Origin of the sequence: Mycobacterium asiaticum (assembly GCF_001668675.1) — a bacterium.
Lineage (GTDB): Bacteria > Actinomycetota > Actinomycetes > Mycobacteriales > Mycobacteriaceae > Mycobacterium > Mycobacterium asiaticum_D.
This window is the reverse complement of record NZ_LZKQ01000138.1, coordinates 1-19048: the sequence shown is the minus strand read 5'-3', so window position 1 is coordinate 19048 and position 19048 is coordinate 1. Positions and strand designations below refer to the sequence as shown.

The following is a 19048-nucleotide window of genomic DNA, read 5'->3' as shown; positions in this document are numbered from 1 at the left end:
CGCTAGACGACCAACGCGACTGGCTTGCGGGCGATGCGGGCGTTGAGTCTGGGCATGACTTCCTCGGCCAGCAGTCGCAGCGATTCCTTCCAAGGTCCCGGGTTCTCCCGGTAGTCGAACCCGAGCACCAACAAATGGCCGAATCCGCCGACCTGATCGTAGGTGGCCTCCAGCTTGTCGACCACCGTGTCGACCGAACCGACCACGAAGGTGTTCTCGGCGAGGTATTCCGCGGTCACGTCGTCGTCGGCGACGGAGGAGTGGTGCTTGTAGAACTTGGTCATGCCGAACATGCGGAAGGTCGGCAAGGTGTACTCGCGCATGGCGCGCCCCATCGCGCCGTCGACGGCGTAACGGAAGGCTTGCTCGTCGGTCTCGGCCACCAGCACCTCACGCACCAACCGCCAGTCGCGGCGGTCCGGCGTGCGACCGCTGCGCTCGGCGCCTTCGAGCACCGCATCCCAGTGCGTGGCAACGTATTCGGTGTTGAGGTCGAGACTCATCGGCAGATAACCGCGTTCACCGGCCAGCTTGAGCGTCTCGGAGCCCGCGCTGAAGCCGGTGACACCGATGGGCGGATGCGGATTCTGGAACGGCTTGATGTGGCGCCGCATCAGACCCTCGAACATCGGCGCGATCCCGTTGGCGTTCCAATACTTTCCGCGATGTTCCCAGGGTGCGTCCTCGGTCCAGATGCGCAGCATGATCTCCAGCGCTTCGCGGGTCATCTCGCGGTGTTCACCGTTCTTGCCGTCGACGTCATACAGCGCCCAGTCGCCGGGAATGCCGCTGGCGCCCACGCCCAGCATGAAGCGGCCCTGAGCGAGGTGGTCGAAATACGCTACGCGGTGCGCCAATTCGACCGGGTGATGATAGGGCAGCAGGTGTGCGCCCGGTGCGAGCTTGATGTTCTTGGTTCGCAACAGCGCCTGCGCCAGCAGTAGATCCGGCGCGCAGATCGGCTCCCAGGGCACGGTGAAGTGTTCGCCGACCCAGGCCTCCACATATCCGAGCCGGTCGGCCAGCTCGATGATGTCGAGATCCCACTGGGTCGCGTCGTACAGGGTGCGCTCCGGTGGATGGGCCGGCATCAGGAAGATTCCGATCTCCATCGTTAACCCTTCGTCGTCGGGTGCCAGGTCGGCCGGTCTGTAGGTCTATCACAGTACTAGCAAGATACTTCGTTGTACACAAGAGCCTTGTTGCTTGCTGATTCTTTCGGATCGCTGCGTTAGTAGCGCGTACTGTCTATGGACATAATGCGGAATGCGCGCGTAATCTCGCACGGGTCACCCGTTCGCCGTGTGCATTGAGCAGCGAGGAGCCGTTATGAGCGTTACCGGGGTGAGTTCGATCGATCACCGGCCCAACGGGGAGCGGCGCGGAACCGACTTCACGTTCCTGCGCTACGAGACGATCGACGACGGCCGGATCGCGGCGATCACGCTGGACCGGCCGAAGCAGCGAAACGCGCAAACCCGCGGACTGCTGGTGGAACTCGGTGCCGCGTTCGAGCTCGCCGAAGCGGACGACGCCGTCCGCGTGGTGATCCTGCGCGGCGCGGGCCCGGCATTCTCGGCCGGGCACGACCTCGGTTCAACCGACGACGTTCGCGAGCGCACGCCGGGACCGGACCAGCACCCTAGCTACCAATGCAATGGCGGCAGCTTCGGCGGCGTGGAGTCGCGCAATCGCCAGGAATGGCACTACTACTTCGAGAACACCAAGCGGTGGCGCAACCTGCGCAAGATCACCATTGCCCAGGTCCACGGGACGGTGCTGTCCGCGGGCCTGATGCTGGCGTGGTGCTGCGACCTGATCGTGGCCAGCCAAGACACCGTGTTCGCCGACGTCGTCGGTACCCGGCTGGGCATGTGCGGCGTGGAGTACTTCGGCCATCCGTGGGAGTTCGGCCCGCGCAAGGCGAAAGAACTTCTGCTCACCGGCGACTCGATCGGTGCCGATGAGGCCCACCAGCTCGGGATGGTCAGCAAGGTTTTTCCTCCCGACGAATTGACGGACAGCACAATCGCATTCGCCCGCCGAATCGCGAAGGTGCCGACGCTGGCGGCGCTGCTGATCAAGGAATCGGTCAATCAGACCGTCGACGCGATGGGTTTCACGACCGCCCTGGACGGGTGTTTCAAGATCCATCAGCTCAACCACGCCCACTGGGCCGAGGTGACCGGCGGACAGCTGTCCTACGGAACTGTCGAGTACGGCTTGGACGACTGGCGCGGCGCTCCCGAAATACTGGCGGCCGACAAGCAGCGGCCCTGAAGAGGGGCACCCGACGTGGATATCACCTATCCGCCGGAGGTCAGGGCTTTTGCCCATCGCATCCGCGAGTTCCTGGCCGATCAGTTGCCGGCCTGCTGGTCCGGCCTCGGCGCCCTTGCACCCGAAGAGCGCGAGGACTTCGCCGGGCGGTGGCGGCAGTCGCTGGCCGCCGCCGGACTGGTGGCGGTGTCGTGGCCCAAAGAGTATGGCGGCGGTGGCCTCTCCCCCCTCGAGCAGGTGGTGCTCGCCGAGGAGTTCAACCGAGTGGGCGCGCCGGAACGCGCCGAGAACGACCTGCTCGGCATCGATCTGCTCGGCAACACCCTGATCGCCGTCGGCTCCGAAGAGCAGAAGGCGCATTTTCTGCCGCGCATCCTGTCCGGCGAGGACCGCTGGTGCCAGGGCTTCTCCGAACCCGACGCCGGGTCGGACCTGGCGGCCGTGCGCACCCGTGCCGTGCTCGACGGCGACGAATGGGTGATCAACGGCCAGAAGATATGGACGTCGGCCGGTGACACGGCGAATTGGATCTTCCTGTTGGCGCGCACGGACGCGACCGTGCCCAAGCACAAGGGGTTGTCGTTGCTGCTGGTGCCGATCGATCAGCCGGGCATCCTCGTCCGGTCGATCGTCAACGCCGCCGGCCATTCGTCTTTCAGCGAGGTGTTCTGCACCGATGCCCGCACTCCCGCGGGCAATGTGCTGGGTGGGGTCGGCAACGGGTGGGCCACCGCGATGACGCTGCTGGGGTTCGAGCGCGGCTCAGCCGTGGCGACGGTCGCTCTGGAGTTCGGTCGCGACCTGCAGCGGTTGTGCGACCTCGCGCGCGACCGCGGCCTGAACACCGAGCCGCGCATCCGAGATGGGTTGGCATGGTGCTTCTCCCGCGTGCAGATCATGCGTTACCGCGGCTACCGCGGCCTTACCTCGGCGCTGAACGGCGAGCTGCCCGGTGCCGACGCCGCGATCAGCAAGGTCATCTGGAGCGAGTACTTCCGCCGTTACACCGATCTCGCCGCAGAGATCCTGGGGCTCGACGCGTTGAGCCCGGACGGGCCGGGTAACGGCGCAGCGCGGGTGGTGCCAGAAGCCGGCACGCCGAACTCCCCCGCATGCTGGATGGACGAGTTGCTCTACTCCCGCGCCGCGACAATCTATGCCGGCAGCTCGCAGATCCAGCGCAACGTCATCGGCGAGAAGCTTCTCGGATTGCCACGCTGACATGGACTTTCAATACAGCACCGAGCAGCACGATTTCCGTGCGGCGTTACGCGGCTTCCTGCAGCGCCCGAGCGCTGAGGAATACGACGCGGCGCTGTGGCAGCGCCTGTGCGGTGAACTCGAACTGCCCGGCCTGCACGTCCCGGCCGAGTACGGCGGCGCCGGCGCCACCCTCGTCGATACGGCCATCGCGTGCAGCGAGCTCGGCCGGGCGCTTGCCCCAGTTCCGTTCGCAACCAATGCCTTTGCGGTCGAAGCAATTCTGCGCCTCGGCGATGAAGACCAGCGCAAGGAACTACTCGCCGGACTGTTGTGCGGTGCGCAGATCGCTGCGTTCGGCGCCTGGGGCCCCGGCGCGGCGAGCGGCGCGACCGTGGTAGCCGAACGACGGGACGGGCGCGTCCTGCTCACCGGCACGTGCTCACCGGTGCTGCACGGTCACGTCGCCGACCTGTTCGTGGTGCCGGCCGCCGCGTCCCACGGTGAGATCACCACCTGCGTGGTACGGGCCGACGCACCCGGCCTCACTGTCGAACGGCCGCCGTCGTTCGATATCACCCGGCCGGTAGCGCGGATGCGGCTGAGTCAGGTGCCCGCCGATGCGCTGCGGGCGGGCGGGCCCGGCGACCTGCTGCCGGTCATGGACGTCGCCCGGGTGCTGCTCGCGGCCGAGATGCTCGGCGGCGCGGAAGCCTGCCTCGAGATGGCTGTCGACTATGCGCGCCGGCGCACCCAATTCGACCGACCGATCGGCTCTTTCCAGGCGGTCAAGCACATGTGCGCGGAGATGCTCGTCGAGATCGACGCCACCCGCGCGGCCGTGATGTTCGCGGCCATGAGCGCCGCCGGCGGCGAGGAGCTGGCGATCGCGGCGCCACTGGCCAAGGCGCAGGCCGCCGACACCTTTGTGCAGTGCGCGGAATCCGCCATCCAGATCCATGGCGGCATCGCGTTCACCTGGGAACACCGCCTGCACCGATACTTTCGCCGGGCCAAGAGCACCCAAGCGCTGTTCGGCAGCAGTGCGCAGCACCGGGCGCTGCTTGCCGACCGCGCGGGATTGTGAAGCCCTGACATACGATCGCAGGCTGCGGAATGGATCAGCGGTTGTCAATGGTCTTGACATGAATCATGCTCGCCCTCAACGCCTTTCGAGTTTCACTGGATATATAAGAAGTTCCCAGCAATTTCGAAACAGCTATTCCCGGCGGGTGGCCGCGACGCTAGCATTTCGCTGCAACCGACCCGAGGAGCCGAGATGACCGACAAACAGAGAACGCTGGCGGTCCGGGTGGCTTTGGGCGTGGTGATGACGGCCGTCGGCGGGTTCATGCTCGCGGGCTGCCCGGTCAGCGCCCAGCCGCCGCTCGAGCTTCGTGCGGCGGTCTGCGCGGCGCTACCGGGTTAGGACTTGAGGGCGCCGAGCGCGGCGTCGTAGTCGGGTTCCTGTGCGATCTCCGGCACCAGCTCGGTGTGCACGACGTTGCCGTCGGGACCGATCACCACGACCGCACGGGCCAGCAGACCCGCCATCGGGCCGTCGGCGATGGTGACGCCGTAGTCCTCGCCGAAGCTGTCCCGGAACGCGGATGCGACGTTGACGTTCTCGATGCCCTCGGCGCCGCAGAATCGCTTCTGTGCGAACGGCAGGTCTTTGGACACGCACACCACGGCTGCACCGGTCCCGGCGACCCGCTCATTGAAGGTCCGCACGCTGGTCGCGCACACCGGGGTGTCCACCGACGGAAAGATGTTCAGCAGCACAGCTTTCCCGTCGAACTGGTCCTTACTGACCGGGCCCAGGTCGTCGCCGGTCAGCGTGAAGGCAGGGGCCGGGGACCCAACGGCGGGAAGCTCGCCGACGGTGTTGATCGCATTTCCGCGCAAGGTTATCTGTGCCATGCGCACAGTCTGCCAAGAAGCGCAGCGCGGTCCTTGCCCGGGTCCGGCGTCGAACCCGCTGCCGCGCCGTCGCGCGATGTCCTAATTTGTGGGATACAGGTCGTAGACGCCACGACAATGGTGGCCGAGACTGGCTGCATGGCTCGTAAGGTGGTCATCGCCGGCTTCCCCGGTGTGCAGGCGCTCGACGTGGTGGGACCGTATGAGGTCTTCACCGGCGCTGCACTGTTGACCAAAGGTGGCTACGAGGTGGTCGTTGCCTCTCCCGGCGGACAGCCCGTGAGCACCCCGACCGGCCTCAGCTTCAACGCGGCGCCACTCCCCGACCCTCGAGAACCGGTCGACACCGTCGTGCTGCCCGGTGGCGCCGGGATCGATGCGACGCGCACCGACCGGGAGTTCATCGACTGGGTGAAGGCGATCTCCCGATCGGCGCGTCGCGTTGTCACCGTTTGCACGGGCGCGTTCCTGGCCGCCGAGGCGGGACTGCTCGACGGCCAGCGCGTCACCACCCACTGGGCCTTCGCCGACCGGTTGGCCGAGGAATTCCCGTCCATCGACGTCGACCCCGACCCGATCTTCCTGCGCAGTGGTGAGCGGATCTGGACCGCCGCGGGTGTCACCTCGGGGATCGACCTCGCCCTGTCGCTGGTCGAGGACGACCACGGCACCGAGGTTGCCCAGACGGTGGCCCGCTGGCTGGTGCTCTACCTGCGCCGCCCCGGCGGACAGACGCAGTTCGCCGCGCCGGTCTGGATGCCGCGAGCCAAGCGGCCGTCCATCCGTGATGTCCAGGAAGCCATCGAGTCCGAACCCGGTGGGGTGCACAGCGTGGAGGAACTGGCCCGGCGGGCCGCGATGAGCCCACGCCATTTCACCCGGGTGTTCACCGAAGAGGTCGGTGAGGCGCCGGGCCAGTACGTGGAACGCATCCGCACCGAAGCCGCGCGCCGGCAACTGGAAGAGACCGACGACACGGTGGTTGCGATCGCCTCGCGCTGCGGTTTCGGTACCGCGGAAACGATGCGCCGCAACTTCATTCGCCGGATCGGCATCCCGCCCGATCAGTACCGCAAGGCTTTCGCCTGATAACCACCAGTGAGGAGCACACCGATGACCCAGATCGCCTTCGTGGCCTACCCGGGGTTCACCGCCCTGGACATGATCGGCCCTTATGAGGTGTTGCGCCAATTGCCGGACGCTGAGGTGCGGTTCGTCTGGCACGAACCCGGACCGATCACGGCCGACTCCGGGGTGCTGGTATTGGGCGCGACCCACTCCCTGGCCGAAACGCCTTCGCCCGACGTGGTTCTGGTGCCGGGTGGCCCGGCGACTCCGGTGCATGCCCGCGACGAGCAACTGCTCGAGTGGCTGCGTCAGGTCCATCAGACCGCGACCTGGACCACCTCGGTGTGCTCGGGCTCGGTGATCCTGGCCGCCGCCGGGTTGCTGCGGGACAAGCGCGCCACCTCGCACTGGGTCGCGCTGCCGGTACTGAAGACGTTCGGCGTCATTCCGGTGGATGACGAGCGAATCGTGCACCAGGACAAGGTAATCACCAGCGCCGGGGTATCGGCGGGCATTGACCTCGGGCTATGGCTCGCCGGGCAGATCGGCGGCGAGGCCCGCGCGAAAGCGATCCAGCTGGCCATCGAATACGATCCACAGCCACCGTTCGACTCGGGCCACATGTCCAAGGCATCGGTGAGCACCAAGGCCGCCGCCACCGCCTTGTTGTCCAAGGACAGCCTGAAGCCGGCCAACCTCAAGGCCGCCACGCTGATGGCCTGGGACCAGGCGATCTCGGCGGTTCGATCCCGCCGCCGCAAGCGGCAACTGGTGGGTAATTCGATCTAGAACCGGGTCCCGTATCCGGTCAGGACTTGGGTGCGGGGATTTTGTCGGTGGCAAGCTTGCCGCCCGCGCGCATCCACTCCGCGACCACCCGCGGCGCATCGCGGTTCGGGTTGTAGATGTCCTCTTCGCTCGAGAACAATCCGTCACCGGCGTAGACCAGCCGGGTCCAGTTCGGGAACCAGAACGGTTCGCCGTTCGGATCGGTCGGATGGTCGAGGAGGTTCTTGATCATGATGACGACGGCGTCGTTGTCCTCGTCGTAGGCGATCCACTCCGACGGAAACCGCATGTGCGGAAACGGCGCCATGACGTCGACGATCCACTCGCGCACCGCCTCACGGCCGTGGAAGACCCCGTAGTGGTGTTCGGTGTAGACGACGTCTTCGGTGAAGAGGTCCGCGAACGGGCGCCAGTCCCCGGACGCGGAACAGCCCGCGGCGACTTCGGTGTAGTGGTTGACGGCTTCTTCGATCTCTATTTTGGCGAACTTGCCCATACCGGACACACTAGAGCGTATGAGCGTCTTGGACCTGTTCGACCTGCGCGGCAAGACGGCCCTGGTGACGGGCGCGTCCACCGGCATCGGCAAGAAGGTTGCCCTGGCTTACGTCGAGGCCGGTGCCGAAGTCGCAATTGCGGCAAGGCATTTGGATGCGCTGGAGCAATTGGCCGACGAGATCGCGGCGGCCGGCGGGCGGGCGGTGCCCATTGCCTGTGATGTCACCCGCGAAGAGCAGGTGCGCGCCATGGTCGACACGGTCGTCGCGGAGCTGGGTGGCATCGACATCGCCGTGTGCAATGCCGGCATCGTGTCGGTGACGCCGATGCTGGAGATGTCGCTCGAGGAGTTCGAGCGGATCCAGAGCACGAATGTGACCGGCGTCTTCCTGACCGCGCAGGCCACGGCGCGGACGATGGTCAGCCAGGGACGGGGCGGGTCGATCATCACCACTGCCTCGATGTCGGGCCACATCATCAACATTCCGCAGCAGGTGGGCCACTACTGCACCTCCAAGGCGGCGGTCATTCACCTGACCAAAGCGATGGCGGTCGAGTTCGCCCCGTATGACATTCGGGTCAACGCCGTCAGTCCGGGCTATATCCTCACCGAACTCGTCGAACCTTTGGCGGAGTATCACCGCCAGTGGGAGCCGAAGATCCCGATGGGTCGGATCGGCCGGCCCGAGGAACTCACCGGTCTTTACCTCTACCTGGCCAGCGCGGCTTCGAGCTACATGACCGGCTCCGATGTGGTGATCGACGGTGGCTACACCTGCCCCTGAGCCGGGCGCGGCCGAATTTCCTTGCGCCGTCTGCGGCGAACCGGCGGGCAGCGTCCGGTTCGTCACCCCTGCCGACGCGGTGGCGGACGACACCAGGCCGGCGCTACAGGCGCTGGTCGAACTCGACGTGCTGGAACGGCCCGGGCGGCAGGCGGCACTCTGGGTGGACACGTTCTTCGGCGCCGCCACGCACCCCGTGGCCAGCGAGAGCGTGGAATGGCTTGGGTACGCGATCGCGGACGCCGACGCCGCGGCGCTCTACCGAATGGGCTACGCCTACGCGCCCTTTCACTGTCCCGACTGCCCGGCGTGCTACTGCGGGAAGCACTGGGACTGGCGGGAATTGAGGACGACCCGTTCAGCGGCATCGAAGGCAACTGCCCCCGTGGGCATTTCCGCGTGCTGTCCTACTGAACCGGGCAGGGCCGGCCGAAAAATGTTCGAACGCCGGCGGAATACACCGCCCGCAGCCGATCGCCGCACGGCGTGACACCCGCCGCGGCGACGAGTTCGGAGTGCAGTTCGGTGACCTCGGCCGCGCGCAGCGGCCAGGCGTCGTGTTCATTGGGGACCCACCACGTGCGGCCCGCCTTACGGGTGTGGGCGCCCCAGCGGGCGGTGAGCCACACCTCCAGCGGCGTCGGCTCGATCACCTCTCCGACATTGACGGTCACCAGGTTACGCAGGCCGCGTCGCGGCCAGCGTCGCACACTGTGGTAGGTGATTTGGTTGCCCGACCGGGTCATTCGCATTTTCGCCCAGGTGTACGGGATGCCCAGACCGATCCGGGTCACCGGCACGACCGCCAACCGGGCGGTCTCGAGCGACCGGAACAGCACCCCGTGGCGCCCGGCGTCGTCGATCGAGTACAGCCGGATGTTCGTCTCGAGGAACCGGCCGAAGTACGGAAGCGGTACCGCGGTGCCGAGTTTCGTGCCGGTCATGGCGAACGGGACCAGTCCGACGTAGGTGATTCCGTTGGCGAAGACGTCGGGACGCGTCCCGGGCGGGTAGAGATGCGCCACGCTCTCGGGGGTGACCGGCCAGTGCACGAAGGTCAGGTCGGACCAGTGCTGGTCGGAGGTGATCGGGCGGGGCAGGGGCGGTGGGATGACCGGGTATCCCGCCAGTTCCAGAGCCCCACCGGGCTCCGCAGCGGACGGGATGTCCGACATCAGAGGCTGCCGTCGAGGTAGGCGGTCCGGCACGCGACGCGCGCCAGTTTCCCGCTGGTAGTGCGTGGGATCGCGCCCGCGGGCAGGAAGCGCACGTCGGCGACGGACAACCCGTGTCGTGCCCGCACGGCGGCCCGGATCGCCTCGATGGCGGGTTGCGGGTCGGCGCGGCTGGTGCCCGTCGCGCGCTCGGCGATGACCACCAGGCCTTGACCATCAGCCTCGGGCACCGCGAACGCGGTGACATATCCCTTGCGCACCATCGGCGAGGCGGCCGCGACGGTGGCCTCGATGTCCTGCGGGTAGTGGTTCTGTCCGTCGATCGTCACCAGGTCGGCGATCCGGCCGACGACATAGATCTCGCCATCCAGATACACCGCCAAATCGCCGGTGCGCAACCAGTTTCCGTCAATCCGCGCGCCGGCGGCGTGACTGCCGTCCGGCAGCACCGATCGCAGTTCGGCGCCGAAAGTCGCGCGGGTCTGTTCGGGCCGGCCCCAGTAGCCGCGCCCGACGTTGTCGCCCTGCAGCCATGGTTCGCCCACCCGGCCGTCCGGCAACTCGGCACCGGTGTCGGGATCGACAATCACCGCCCACAGGCTTCGCGCGGGTTGGCCGCACGACACGTGGACCATGGCCTTCGGGTCATCCGCGGCGACCAGGACGGCCTCGCCCGCTCCCAGCCGCTCGCGGTCCAGATACACCACGGACGTCTGGGCGTCGTGGTCGATCGTGGCGATCATCAGCGTCGCCTCGGCGATGCCATAGGAGGGTTTGAACGCCGTGCGCGGTAATCCGAAGGGCGCGAACGCATTGTTGAACGCGTCGACCGCATCGATGCTGACCGGCTCCGAACCGATGATCAGCACGACATTGCTCAGATCGATGTCGTCGCCGTCGGCGGGGCGTCCCCGTTGGGCCGCCCATTCATAGGCGAAGTTCGGCGCCGCGGTCACCACCTGTCCGGAACGCGACCCGTCCGACAGCGCCTGGATCCACCGCTGCGGCCGCCGCACGAACGCGGTCGGCGACATCAGCGTGGTGTGTCCGCCGTACACCGTGGGAAAGCCGATCATCGACAGGCCCATGTCGTGGTAGAGCGGTAACCAGCTGACGCCGTGGGTGTTTCGGTTCAGCAGGTCGATCGACAGGATCATCTGGGCCAGGTTGGTGGCGACCGCTCGATGGGTGATCTCGACGCCGATCGGCGGGCGGGTCGCTCCCGAGGTGTACTGCAGATAGGACACGGCGTCCATATCCAGGTGGACGGGGACGAACGACTCCTGCGCCGAGTCGGGTATCTCGTCGATGACGAGCACCGCGGGCTTGGGCAGGTCGGGAAGCGTGCCCAGGAAATCTTCGATGCCCGCCCGGGCCGCGGCGGTGGTGAGGACGACCGACGGCCGCGAATCCCGCAGCGCCGTCTGCAGGCGTTCGGCATGGCCAGGCAGTTCGGGGGCGAACAGCGGCACCGCCACGGAGCCGGCTTTGATCGCGGCGTAGTAGCCGGCCACCCAGTCGATGCTCTGTGGCGCCAGGATGGCCACCCGGTCACCGGGACCGGCCAGCTGCTGGATCTGTGCGCTGATGGCGCGCAGCCGGACCCCGAACCGGTCCCAGCTCACTTCGAGGGCGCGGCCCTCCCCCGATCCGGTGTAGTCGAGGAAGCGATACGCGATCTCCTCGCCGACGTATTTGATGTTGCGGTCGATCAACGAGATCAGCGTGGTTTCCGGTGGCAACGCGATGTTGCCGTCGGCGTCCAGGCAGTCCTCGATCTGCAGCAGGCCTTCGCGCACTGCCTGCCCGGACCGGGCTCCGCCATTCATGACCGCAGTCTATAAACCTTGTCGAGGCTCGCCGGGCGTCCGCGGGTGTGGTTCTGGTTACCTCTCGGCGGGCGGGTCCGGCCATGTTTTCGGCGTGACGAGGGTGCGCACAATGCCACCCGCACCGGCGTGTCGCCGTCCAACTGCGCACGCTCGCGCAGCTGCCGGGTCGCCCGTTACTCCCCCGCGGCGGGTTCCTGCTCGTCCGGGTCGTAGAACGGCGCACCGAAGTGCGGCACCTCCAACGGTCCCTCATTGCGCGCCGCGTTGACGGCATTGGTCAGCAGCGGGGCCAGCCCGGCGAATGACCCGACGTCAAACAGCAGCAGCGTCAGCAGCCGGTTGTGCACGTAGCCGAACGAGCTGCCAGATTCCGGATCGGCCCAACCGACGGTACCGCCGAGCCCGATGTGGCCGTAGCCCTCCAAAAAGCCTGGCACCGGCGATGATTGGTAACCCTGGTGGTAGGTGAACGGCAGACCGAGGTTCAGATCCGGCCACAGCTCGGCTTTGCCCTTCATACCGGCCACAGCTTCCGACGACAGCAGCCTGGTGTCGTCGATCACGCCGTCGTTGGCCATCACCGCATACGTTTTGGCCAACGCCCGCGCGGTCACCACCCCGTTGACCGCCGGCAGCTCACCGTCGAGGAACGGCATGTCATCCTGCAGCATGCCCATGATGCCCGGGAAGTAAATGGATCCGAGCAGTCCCGAGAACGACAGCCCCGCCACCTTGGGCGCGATGAAGTCCAGCAGCGGGGTCGGGATCTTCGCCTGAGGCAACAGCGTCAGCGCGGCCTTGGTGGGTGAATCGGCCGGCGGGCGCCCCAGGTGCAGACCGTCGGTGTTCAGCGGGCGCGCGAGTTCCTCACGGAACAGTTCTCGCATCCCTTTGCCGGTCACCGCGCGGGCCAGCCCGGACAGCAGCCATCCGTAGGTGATGGCGTGGTAGGCCATCTTGCCGTGCGCGTGGTCCACCGGGGCTGCGGCCAACCGTTCCTCCATGCGCAGGTGGTCCATGATGGTGTCTTTGTCGACGCCTTTGAGGTGGGACAGTCCCGCGCGATGCCGCAACACGTCGCTCACGGTGATCTCGTCCTTGCCGTTGGCCCCGAACTCGGGCCAGTACGTGGCGACCGGCTCGTCGTAGGCAAGCAACCCACGGTCGACGAGCAGATGAATGATGGTGGCCGCCAACCCTTTTGTCGCGGAAAACACCATGGCGCCGGTGTCGGCGGTCCAGGGCACGTCGCCCTTGCGGTCGGAGTATCCCGTCCACACATCGACCACCTGCCGGCCGTCGATGTAGACCGACAGCGCTCCGCCGCCGAACATGCGTCCGGGGTATAGCCCCGCGAATGCGCGGATCACATTCAGGAAGCGTGAGTCGCAGGCTCCCTGCACTCCGGAAGGAAGCCCATTGTCGGCGGTGAGAACGGACGGTTGCGCCATACCGTGAATGATTACAGCTCCCCCGGCGACAAGGGCAGAGGAATCGCGATTTTGTTTGCCGGCGTCGGGCTACATCCACGACGTCGGCTACATCCAAATGTGGCCCAGTGCGTCGGCAAGGGCTTCGGGGTCCTGGTTGTCGACGTTGCAACTGATCGCGACCGCGGTGCGTCGGTCGCTGCTGACGCGGAACGCACTGACGAACCCCGCCCAGCCGCCGTCGTGGTCGAGCATGCCATTGGCGAGCGAGAAGATGCCGGCGCCATAGCGGTCGCCGCCGCCGGGTTCGGTTGGCACCGCGCCGGCCAGTTGCGCATCCAGGAGCTGGGGTCCCCCCACCTTGCCGGTGCGGTAATTGTCGGCCCAGCGCACCAATTCCGATGGGGTGGTCTGAATGCCGCCGTCGCCGATCTGCTCCCATTTCGCATCGGCGACCCGGCCGTCACCGGTGTACGACAGCGCCTTGTTCGGGATGCTTGCCACGGGGTCCATCACCATGGTCAGACCCAGCGGCTCGAAGATCTGGGTGCGCAGGTAGTCAGGCAGCGGTTGCCCGGACACCCGGTGCACGATCTCGCCGAGCAGCAAATAGTTCGAGTTGGAGTACTGGTAACGGGCGCCGGGCTTGAACACCAATTCCGGCGCGCCGACCAGGGCCTGCAACGCCTGGGCTTGCGTGGTGCGGTCGGCGTAGCTGAAACCCTGGTCCTGCAGCAGTCCGATGTAGTCGGGAATCCCGCTGGTCTGATGCATCATCTGCGCGAGGGTGACGCCGGCTGCCCACGGGGGCATCTCTGGCATGTATTGGGCTAGTGAGTCGTTGAGGGTGAGCTTGCCGGAATCGGCCAGTAGCAGGATCGCGGTCGCGGTGAACTGCTTGGACACCGAGGCGATGTCGAAGACGGTGTCCGTGGTGATCTTGGCGCCGATCGCCAGGTTTGCCAGTCCGGCCACCCCGGTCCAGGCGACCTTGCCCTCGATGCCGATGGCAGCCGAGCAGCCCGGCCCGTCGGGCTTGACCGCGGAGTCCAGAACGTTCTGGCTGCTGCTCGCCTTCGCCGACGACGTTGTCGCGCTGGTGGCCGGTGCGGAGTTGTGCGCGCCGTGAGCGGTGCACGCTGCCAACAGGAGCGCGGCAGCCAGCGCGGATATCCTGCGGGCGCCCGGTGACGGGGAATTCAATTGTCTGCTCGAACCTGTCCTTCGGCTGGCCGGACGGCCCTAGTGGATGGGAGGGCCGGTCGTGACGGTGCGAGAAAGATTACGCGCTGCCAGGCGGCGTGCGGTGGTGCGCCACACCCGCGAGCAGACGCGGAAGCACCCGACACGCCGGGCGTGCGGGTGCTTCCGCGTCTGCTCGCGCAGCAAACTGTGGCCGTTCGCGACGGCACGGTAGGGTACGCGGCAGCAACTGGGCCGTCGTCACTTGGGATCGTCACTTTGGGAGTAGCAATGTCGGGTCGAAAATTCTCGTTCGGAGTCAACAAGACCACCAGCGCGCCTCCCGCAACGGTGTTCCGCCTGGTTACCGACGGGGGGAACTGGTCGGCCTGGGCCAAGCCGATCGTCGTCTCGTCCAGTTGGGTGCGCCAGGGTGACCCGGCGCCGGGCGGCGTCGGGGCCGTTCGCAAGCTGGGAATGTGGCCGGTGTTCGTGCAGGAGGAAACCATCGAGTACGAGCAGGACCGCCGGCACGTGTACAAACTCGTCGGCCCGCGCACGCCGGTCAACGACTACATTGCCGAGGTGGTGCTGACGCCGACGCCGTCGGGCGGCACCGAGATCAGCTGGAGCGGGTCGTTCGTGGAGAAGGCCCGCGGCACGGGTGCGGCGGCGCGCGCCGCGATGGGCGGGGCGGTCAATTTCTTCGCCGGCAAGCTGGTGAAGGCGGCCGAGCGCGAGGCGGGCACCGCCCGATAACGCCTACGCGTCGTTGGCCTGCAGCTCGGCCGGCTATGCCTAGCTGGGCACCCGTGAATGCCTATTTCGATTCGACCTCGTGCTGATACTTCTTGGTCATGTGCTCGATGGCCTGCAACTGCGTGGCCGCCAAGTCGTCGCGCATGTGGCCGGCGCGCGCGGCCGCATCCAGGGTCGGTTGCGCCTGACCCTGGAAATGCGGAATGACTTCGGCGGCGAACAGTTCGGCGGAGCGCTTGGTAGCCGCGGGATTGGCCCATTCGTGGCCCATCTGCAGCATGCACCCGAAGCCGCCGGATTGGTCCCACAACCGCTGCACCTGCTCGCGGGCGCGCTCGGGCGTGCCGATCACTCCCGCCCCGTTCTCGTTGATGATGTCGATCATCTCGTCGACCTGATCTCCCGGCATTGTCATCTGCGGGAAGGCGGCGACCTTCTGGAAGTAGCGGAACCATGATTCGATGCCGAATTTGACGTCGGCGCGGGCCTGCTCGTCCGTCTCGGCGATGTGCATCGGCCCGACCAGGCTCCAATTGCTGCGGTCGACCTGGGTGCCGAAGGCCGCGGCGCGCTCTTCGACGATGCCCCAGTGGTAGGCGAGCGCATCGAAGCCCTCGACCACCAACGTCGCACCGATGGACAGCAGCCCGATGCCGTGCTTGCCGGCCAGCCGGGCACCCGTCGGCGAGGCGACCGCGGCAACCGACAGCGGAATCCCGCCGTCGGAGTAGGGCGCAAGTTGCAGCTTGGCGTCGAAGAGTTGATGGGTGGCCGTCTTGGCCGACACGGTCTCGCCGGCCAGCAGCCGAACCACGATGTCGAGGTTGGTTTCGAGCAGCTCGCGGGTGTCGGTGGGAGTCAGCCCGATCATCGCTGAGTCGGTGGGCAGCGATCCGGGTCCCACCCCGCCGATGATGCGCCCGTGGGTGAGGTGGTCCAACAGCATCAACCGGTCGGCCACCCACAGCGGGTTGTGGTAGGACAGCGAAATCACTCCGGTGCCGAACCGAATTCGCTTGGCGCGCTGGGCCGCTGCCGCAATGAAGACCTCGGGTGAACTGATGATCTCGCTGCCGGCCGAGTGGTGCTCGCCGATCCAAGCCTCGTCGAATCCGAGGGCATCGAGATGCTCGACGAACTCCAGATCGCGCTGGAGGGCGAGCGTGGGATTGGTACCGGCCCGGTGAAACGGGGCGATGAAATATCCGAACCTGAGCTTCGCCATGTGGGGCTCCCTTGCGATCGGTGCTGACCGAACCCTAACCCCACGAAAAAGTAGACAAGGACTGGGTTGGTCCCGGTCCTTGTCCTAGTCAGTCAGACAGTCAGCGCTTTCGTCAGGGGATGCTGCCGCAGACGTTGCCGACGCAACCGCCGCCGCCGCCCGGTCCGCCGCCACCGCCGCCGACACCGGGAATGGTGCCGCCTCCGCCGCCGGGACCCCCGCCGCCGGTGGGTCCACCGGGCACACCGCCGCCTCCGCCGCCGCGGCCGCCGCCGCCGGTGGGTCCACCGGGCACACCGCCGCCTCCGCCGCCGGGTCCGCCGCCGCCGGTGGGTCCGGCCGGTGCTCCGCCCGGTGCGGTTTCCGAGGGCGCCGCGCCGCTGGGCAGCGTCGTGGACACCGATGTGGGTGTTGTCGATGACGGGGTGGTGCTACTGCTGGGCGATTTGTCGCCGCCGCCGCCGCAGGCCACGGTCAGGCAGAGCATTGCCCCACCACCTAACACCGCAAAAGCGGTCCGAGCTTCAGATCTCATCTCACCAATCTCCACTTCGTCACTAGAGCGCGTCTCATCAACGATGCGGGGGGTCGCATACCCCCATATCCGGGGGTGGAAACCGCGGTGGACTGCGGCCGGGGCGGTTACCAAGCTGGGTTCCCCGTACCGCCGGCGCCTAGCTACCTCACAACCATTGCGCCGACTTCGGGCTTCTTCACCCCGCCCGCCGCCGAAGTGGTTGAAGCCGGAGACCAAGCCACCAGGTTCGGTACCAGATTCACCCGGCAGCCAGGGCCGTTGGCAGTGAACCAGCCCGAGAGACCAGCTCCGTTGTTGGCGAATCCGGATTGCCTCCGGCGGTCTGCACAAACCACGGCGGGCACCGCCGTATTTCAGCATCGGCAAGGCCTCCGGTGGGCTTGCAGGGTGTGCCGATGTCGAATTTCTTGACTATCCGGACAACGCAATCATGAAAACGAAATCGTCAATTTGTTTTGCATGTGAGCGCCATATGTGAACATGAACGGCGCTTCAAGGCCGCCGAACGCTCAGACGTGCTTCCTGAAAACCTTTGGTAGGCCCCATATATGGAGTCTGTATGCGCGCGTTTCGCCTTGACATCCCCCACGGAACTATTGCTCCGGACCTGGTTTGTAAAGTAAGTGGTCATGGGCAGTGTCAATATATAACTTTTAAATAACGGTTAGATCACTTTTTGATAAAGTCTACTTTTTAGGACCATTGGTGCTTGTACCTTTCCCGCTACAACACCGAGCTTGACGACAATCGCGTGTGCCGGGGGGCACGCGGGTTGCCGGGAGCTGTTATCGGTGTGACGCCACCCAGGAGAGGTTCGGACGATGAATTTTTCGGTGCTACCCCCGGAGATCAACTCGGCGCTGATATCCGCCGGTGCAGGCTCGGAGCCAATGTTGGCGGCCGCGGCGGCTTGGGAAGAGTTGGCGGACGAGCTGGCCTCAGCAGCATCGTCTTTCGAGACGGTGACGTCAGGCTTGGTCAATGGAGCGTGGCAAGGGCCAGCTGCTGCGGCGATGGCTGAGGCGGCCGCCCCGTATGCCGGGTGGCTCAGCGCGGCGGCAGCTCAGGCGGCACGGGCAGCGGTGCAAGCCAGTACCGTGGTCGCCGAATTCGAGGCCGTTCGTCTGGCAATGGTGCCCACCGTGTTGGTGGAGGCAAACCGTAGTTCCCTTGTCTCACTGGTTCTTTCGAACATTTTCGGCCAGAACGCGCCCGCGATTGCCACCGTCGAATCGCTTTACGAGGAGATGTGGGCGCTGGATGTGTCGGCGATGGCGGCCTACCACGCCGGAGCCTCTGCTGTGGCGTCGGCGCTGGCGCCGTTCGCCCAACCTCTGCAAAGTCTGGCCGGCGCCATTGCCGGTGCGCCCGCCGCGGCCGCGACACCCACCCTCACGGCGGAGCGAGTCCCCACCATCAGCCTCGGACTGGCCAATATCGGTGGCGGAAACCTCGGCAACGGCAACTTCGGCTTCAGCAATATCGGCGGTGGCAACCTCGGAAACTCGAACTTTGGCTGGGCCAACTCCGGAGCGGCCAACTTCGGTTTCGCTAACCTGGGTACCGGCAACTTCGGTCTTGGGAACTTGGGAGCCAACAACTTTGGCTTCGGCAATGCCGGCATCGGCAACATCGGGTTCGGTAACAGCGGTAACGGCAACATCGGCATCGGACTGATCGGCGACGGCCAGATCGGCATCGGTGGGCTCAACTCCGGCACCGGGAACTTCGGGCTGTTCAACTCAGGCAACGGCAACATCGGGTTCTTCAACTCCGGCAACGGCAACTTCGGCATCGGCAACTCGGGCAGCTTCAACACCGGGTTGTGGAGTGCCGGATCGGGTAACACCGGCTTCTTCAACACCGGCTCGTTCAACACTGGCGCCCTGAATGTAGGGGATGCCAATACCGGAACGCTCAATGTCGGCAGCTTCAACATGGGGAACCTCAACCCGGGCGCGTCGAATACCGGTTCCTTCAACACCGGTTCGGCGAACACCGGCTTCCTCAACGTCGGAAACACCAACACGGGCTTGCTGAACTTCGGTGACATGAACAACGGCGTCTTCAACACGGGCCAGGCGAACACCGGCGTGTTCTACCGCGGCGTAAACCAGGGCAGTTACAACGTCGTCATGGCCACCCCGGATTTGATGCTGCCGCCGCTGGAGATCCCCGGCATCGACATTCCGGCGTTCAACCTGCCGGCGCTGAGCATCCCACCGATCAACATTCCGTCGATTTCCATTCCAGCCGGGACGGCCCTGGGTGCGTTTAATTTGCCGACGTTGACGATTCCTGATTTGACGATTCCGCCGATCTCGATTGGTGCGGGGACGGCGTTGGGTGCGTTCAACTTGCCGA

19 protein-coding genes are annotated in these 19048 nt (G+C 66.2%); 10 read left to right on the top strand and 9 right to left on the bottom strand.

Going from position 1 to position 19048, the window contains the following annotated elements; all coding sequences use genetic code 11:
- Positions 1-2: 2 nt before the first annotated feature.
- Positions 3-1112, bottom strand: coding sequence for an LLM class flavin-dependent oxidoreductase (locus A9X01_RS11845; protein ID WP_065120963.1), 1110 nt, complete (start codon positions 1110-1112; stop codon positions 3-5).
- A 217-nt stretch (positions 1113-1329) separates the two neighbouring features.
- Between A9X01_RS11845 and A9X01_RS11840 the strand changes: the two genes are divergently transcribed.
- From A9X01_RS11840 to A9X01_RS29835, 4 genes are all read left to right on the top strand, one after another.
- Positions 1330-2280, top strand: a complete 951-nt coding sequence (locus A9X01_RS11840; protein ID WP_065120962.1) for an enoyl-CoA hydratase — start codon at positions 1330-1332, stop codon at positions 2278-2280.
- 15 nt (positions 2281-2295) lie between these two features.
- Positions 2296-3501 (top strand): acyl-CoA dehydrogenase family protein, encoded by a 1206-nt coding sequence (locus tag A9X01_RS11835; RefSeq protein WP_065120961.1) that lies wholly within the window; start codon positions 2296-2298, stop codon positions 3499-3501.
- Position 3502: 1 nt separating this feature from the next.
- A complete protein-coding gene (locus tag A9X01_RS11830; RefSeq protein WP_065120960.1) occupies positions 3503-4567 on the top strand; it encodes an acyl-CoA dehydrogenase family protein in 1065 nt (354 codons plus the stop codon).
- 192 nt (positions 4568-4759) lie between these two features.
- On the top strand, positions 4760-4909 hold the full coding sequence (locus tag A9X01_RS29835; protein ID WP_155772042.1) for a hypothetical protein: 150 nt from the start codon (positions 4760-4762) through the stop codon (positions 4907-4909).
- Here the strand turns inward: A9X01_RS29835 and tpx are convergent.
- A complete protein-coding gene (gene tpx / locus A9X01_RS11825) occupies positions 4906-5403 on the bottom strand; it encodes a thiol peroxidase (RefSeq protein ID WP_065120959.1) in 498 nt (165 codons plus the stop codon). The two genes, A9X01_RS29835 and tpx, sit on opposite strands and share 4 nt — an antisense overlap.
- A 138-nt stretch (positions 5404-5541) precedes the next feature.
- On the opposite strand from tpx, the gene A9X01_RS11820 reads away from it, so the two are divergent.
- Together A9X01_RS11820 and A9X01_RS11815 are read left to right on the top strand one after the other, a co-directional pair.
- Positions 5542-6492 (top strand): GlxA family transcriptional regulator, encoded by a 951-nt coding sequence (locus A9X01_RS11820; RefSeq protein WP_065120975.1) that lies wholly within the window; start codon positions 5542-5544, stop codon positions 6490-6492.
- A gap of 24 nt (positions 6493-6516) precedes the next feature.
- Positions 6517-7260, top strand: a complete 744-nt coding sequence (locus A9X01_RS11815) for a DJ-1/PfpI family protein (RefSeq protein ID WP_065120958.1) — start codon at positions 6517-6519, stop codon at positions 7258-7260.
- A gap of 19 nt (positions 7261-7279) precedes the next feature.
- Here the strand turns inward: A9X01_RS11815 and A9X01_RS11810 are convergent, their stop codons facing one another.
- Positions 7280-7756 (bottom strand): nuclear transport factor 2 family protein, encoded by a 477-nt coding sequence (locus tag A9X01_RS11810; RefSeq protein ID WP_065120957.1) that lies wholly within the window; start codon positions 7754-7756, stop codon positions 7280-7282.
- Between the two features lie 19 nt (positions 7757-7775).
- Here A9X01_RS11810 and A9X01_RS11805 point away from each other — a divergent pair, with 19 nt between their 5' ends.
- Both A9X01_RS11805 and A9X01_RS32360 read left to right on the top strand, forming a co-directional pair.
- Entirely contained in the window at positions 7776-8543 is a 768-nt protein-coding gene (locus A9X01_RS11805; RefSeq protein ID WP_065120956.1) for an SDR family oxidoreductase, read from the top strand.
- The gene (locus A9X01_RS32360; protein WP_495524975.1) at positions 8524-9033 is read left to right on the top strand and encodes a hypothetical protein; all 510 of its coding nucleotides are present in this window, start codon (positions 8524-8526) and stop codon (positions 9031-9033) included. Before A9X01_RS11805 ends, A9X01_RS32360 begins: the two co-directional genes overlap by 20 nt.
- Here A9X01_RS32360 and A9X01_RS11800 read toward each other — a convergent pair.
- From A9X01_RS11800 to A9X01_RS11785, 4 genes are all read right to left on the bottom strand, one after another.
- On the bottom strand, positions 8951-9718 hold the full coding sequence (locus A9X01_RS11800) for a YqjF family protein (RefSeq protein ID WP_065120955.1): 768 nt from the start codon (positions 9716-9718) through the stop codon (positions 8951-8953). The genes A9X01_RS32360 and A9X01_RS11800 overlap by 83 nt on opposite strands.
- Entirely contained in the window at positions 9718-11547 is a 1830-nt protein-coding gene (locus A9X01_RS11795) for a fatty acyl-AMP ligase (RefSeq protein WP_065120954.1), read from the bottom strand. The genes A9X01_RS11800 and A9X01_RS11795 overlap by 1 nt, the downstream gene beginning before the upstream one ends.
- Before the next feature lie 176 nt (positions 11548-11723).
- Positions 11724-13001, bottom strand: coding sequence for a lipase LipD (gene lipD, locus A9X01_RS11790; protein ID WP_065120953.1), 1278 nt, complete (start codon positions 12999-13001; stop codon positions 11724-11726).
- 87 nt (positions 13002-13088) lie between these two features.
- A complete protein-coding gene (locus A9X01_RS11785) occupies positions 13089-14183 on the bottom strand; it encodes a serine hydrolase domain-containing protein (RefSeq protein WP_065120952.1) in 1095 nt (364 codons plus the stop codon).
- A 270-nt stretch (positions 14184-14453) separates the two neighbouring features.
- Here A9X01_RS11785 and A9X01_RS11780 point away from each other — a divergent pair, with 270 nt between their 5' ends.
- Complete coding sequence (locus A9X01_RS11780) at positions 14454-14921, top strand: SRPBCC family protein (protein WP_065120951.1); 468 nt, start codon at positions 14454-14456, stop codon at positions 14919-14921.
- A 61-nt stretch (positions 14922-14982) separates the two neighbouring features.
- On the opposite strand, the gene A9X01_RS11775 is transcribed toward A9X01_RS11780, so the two are convergent.
- Both A9X01_RS11775 and A9X01_RS29825 read right to left on the bottom strand, forming a co-directional pair.
- A complete protein-coding gene (locus tag A9X01_RS11775) occupies positions 14983-16146 on the bottom strand; it encodes an LLM class flavin-dependent oxidoreductase (protein WP_065034451.1) in 1164 nt (387 codons plus the stop codon).
- 112 nt (positions 16147-16258) lie between these two features.
- On the bottom strand, positions 16259-16633 hold the full coding sequence (locus A9X01_RS29825; protein WP_436405262.1) for a hypothetical protein: 375 nt from the start codon (positions 16631-16633) through the stop codon (positions 16259-16261).
- Between the two features lie 872 nt (positions 16634-17505).
- On the opposite strand from A9X01_RS29825, the gene A9X01_RS11765 reads away from it, so the two are divergent.
- Positions 17506-19048: PPE family protein (locus tag A9X01_RS11765; protein WP_155772040.1), on the top strand; the 1543-nt coding region annotated here is incomplete at its 3' end.

Excerpts from the sequence above, each read along its gene's own strand:
- A9X01_RS11845 (WP_065120963.1), bottom strand. The coding sequence starts at position 1,112 with ATGGAGATCGGAATCTTCCTGATGCCGGCCCATCCACCGGAGCGCACC.
- A9X01_RS11840 (WP_065120962.1), top strand. The coding sequence starts at position 1,330 with ATGAGCGTTACCGGGGTGAGTTCGATCGATCACCGGCCCAACGGGGAG.
- A9X01_RS11830 (WP_065120960.1), top strand. The coding sequence starts at position 3,503 with ATGGACTTTCAATACAGCACCGAGCAGCACGATTTCCGTGCGGCGTTA.
- A9X01_RS29835 (WP_155772042.1), top strand. The coding sequence starts at position 4,760 with ATGACCGACAAACAGAGAACGCTGGCGGTCCGGGTGGCTTTGGGCGTG.
- tpx (WP_065120959.1), bottom strand. The coding sequence starts at position 5,403 with ATGGCACAGATAACCTTGCGCGGAAATGCGATCAACACCGTCGGCGAG.
- A9X01_RS11820 (WP_065120975.1), top strand. The coding sequence starts at position 5,542 with ATGGCTCGTAAGGTGGTCATCGCCGGCTTCCCCGGTGTGCAGGCGCTC.
- A9X01_RS11815 (WP_065120958.1), top strand. The coding sequence starts at position 6,517 with ATGACCCAGATCGCCTTCGTGGCCTACCCGGGGTTCACCGCCCTGGAC.
- A9X01_RS11810 (WP_065120957.1), bottom strand. The coding sequence starts at position 7,756 with ATGGGCAAGTTCGCCAAAATAGAGATCGAAGAAGCCGTCAACCACTAC.
- A9X01_RS11805 (WP_065120956.1), top strand. The coding sequence starts at position 7,776 with ATGAGCGTCTTGGACCTGTTCGACCTGCGCGGCAAGACGGCCCTGGTG.
- A9X01_RS11800 (WP_065120955.1), bottom strand. The coding sequence starts at position 9,718 with ATGTCGGACATCCCGTCCGCTGCGGAGCCCGGTGGGGCTCTGGAACTG.
- A9X01_RS11795 (WP_065120954.1), bottom strand. The coding sequence starts at position 11,547 with ATGAATGGCGGAGCCCGGTCCGGGCAGGCAGTGCGCGAAGGCCTGCTG.
- lipD (WP_065120953.1), bottom strand. The coding sequence starts at position 13,001 with ATGGCGCAACCGTCCGTTCTCACCGCCGACAATGGGCTTCCTTCCGGA.
- A9X01_RS11780 (WP_065120951.1), top strand. The coding sequence starts at position 14,454 with ATGTCGGGTCGAAAATTCTCGTTCGGAGTCAACAAGACCACCAGCGCG.
- A9X01_RS11775 (WP_065034451.1), bottom strand. The coding sequence starts at position 16,146 with ATGGCGAAGCTCAGGTTCGGATATTTCATCGCCCCGTTTCACCGGGCC.
- A9X01_RS29825 (WP_436405262.1), bottom strand. The coding sequence starts at position 16,633 with ATGCTCTGCCTGACCGTGGCCTGCGGCGGCGGCGGCGACAAATCGCCC.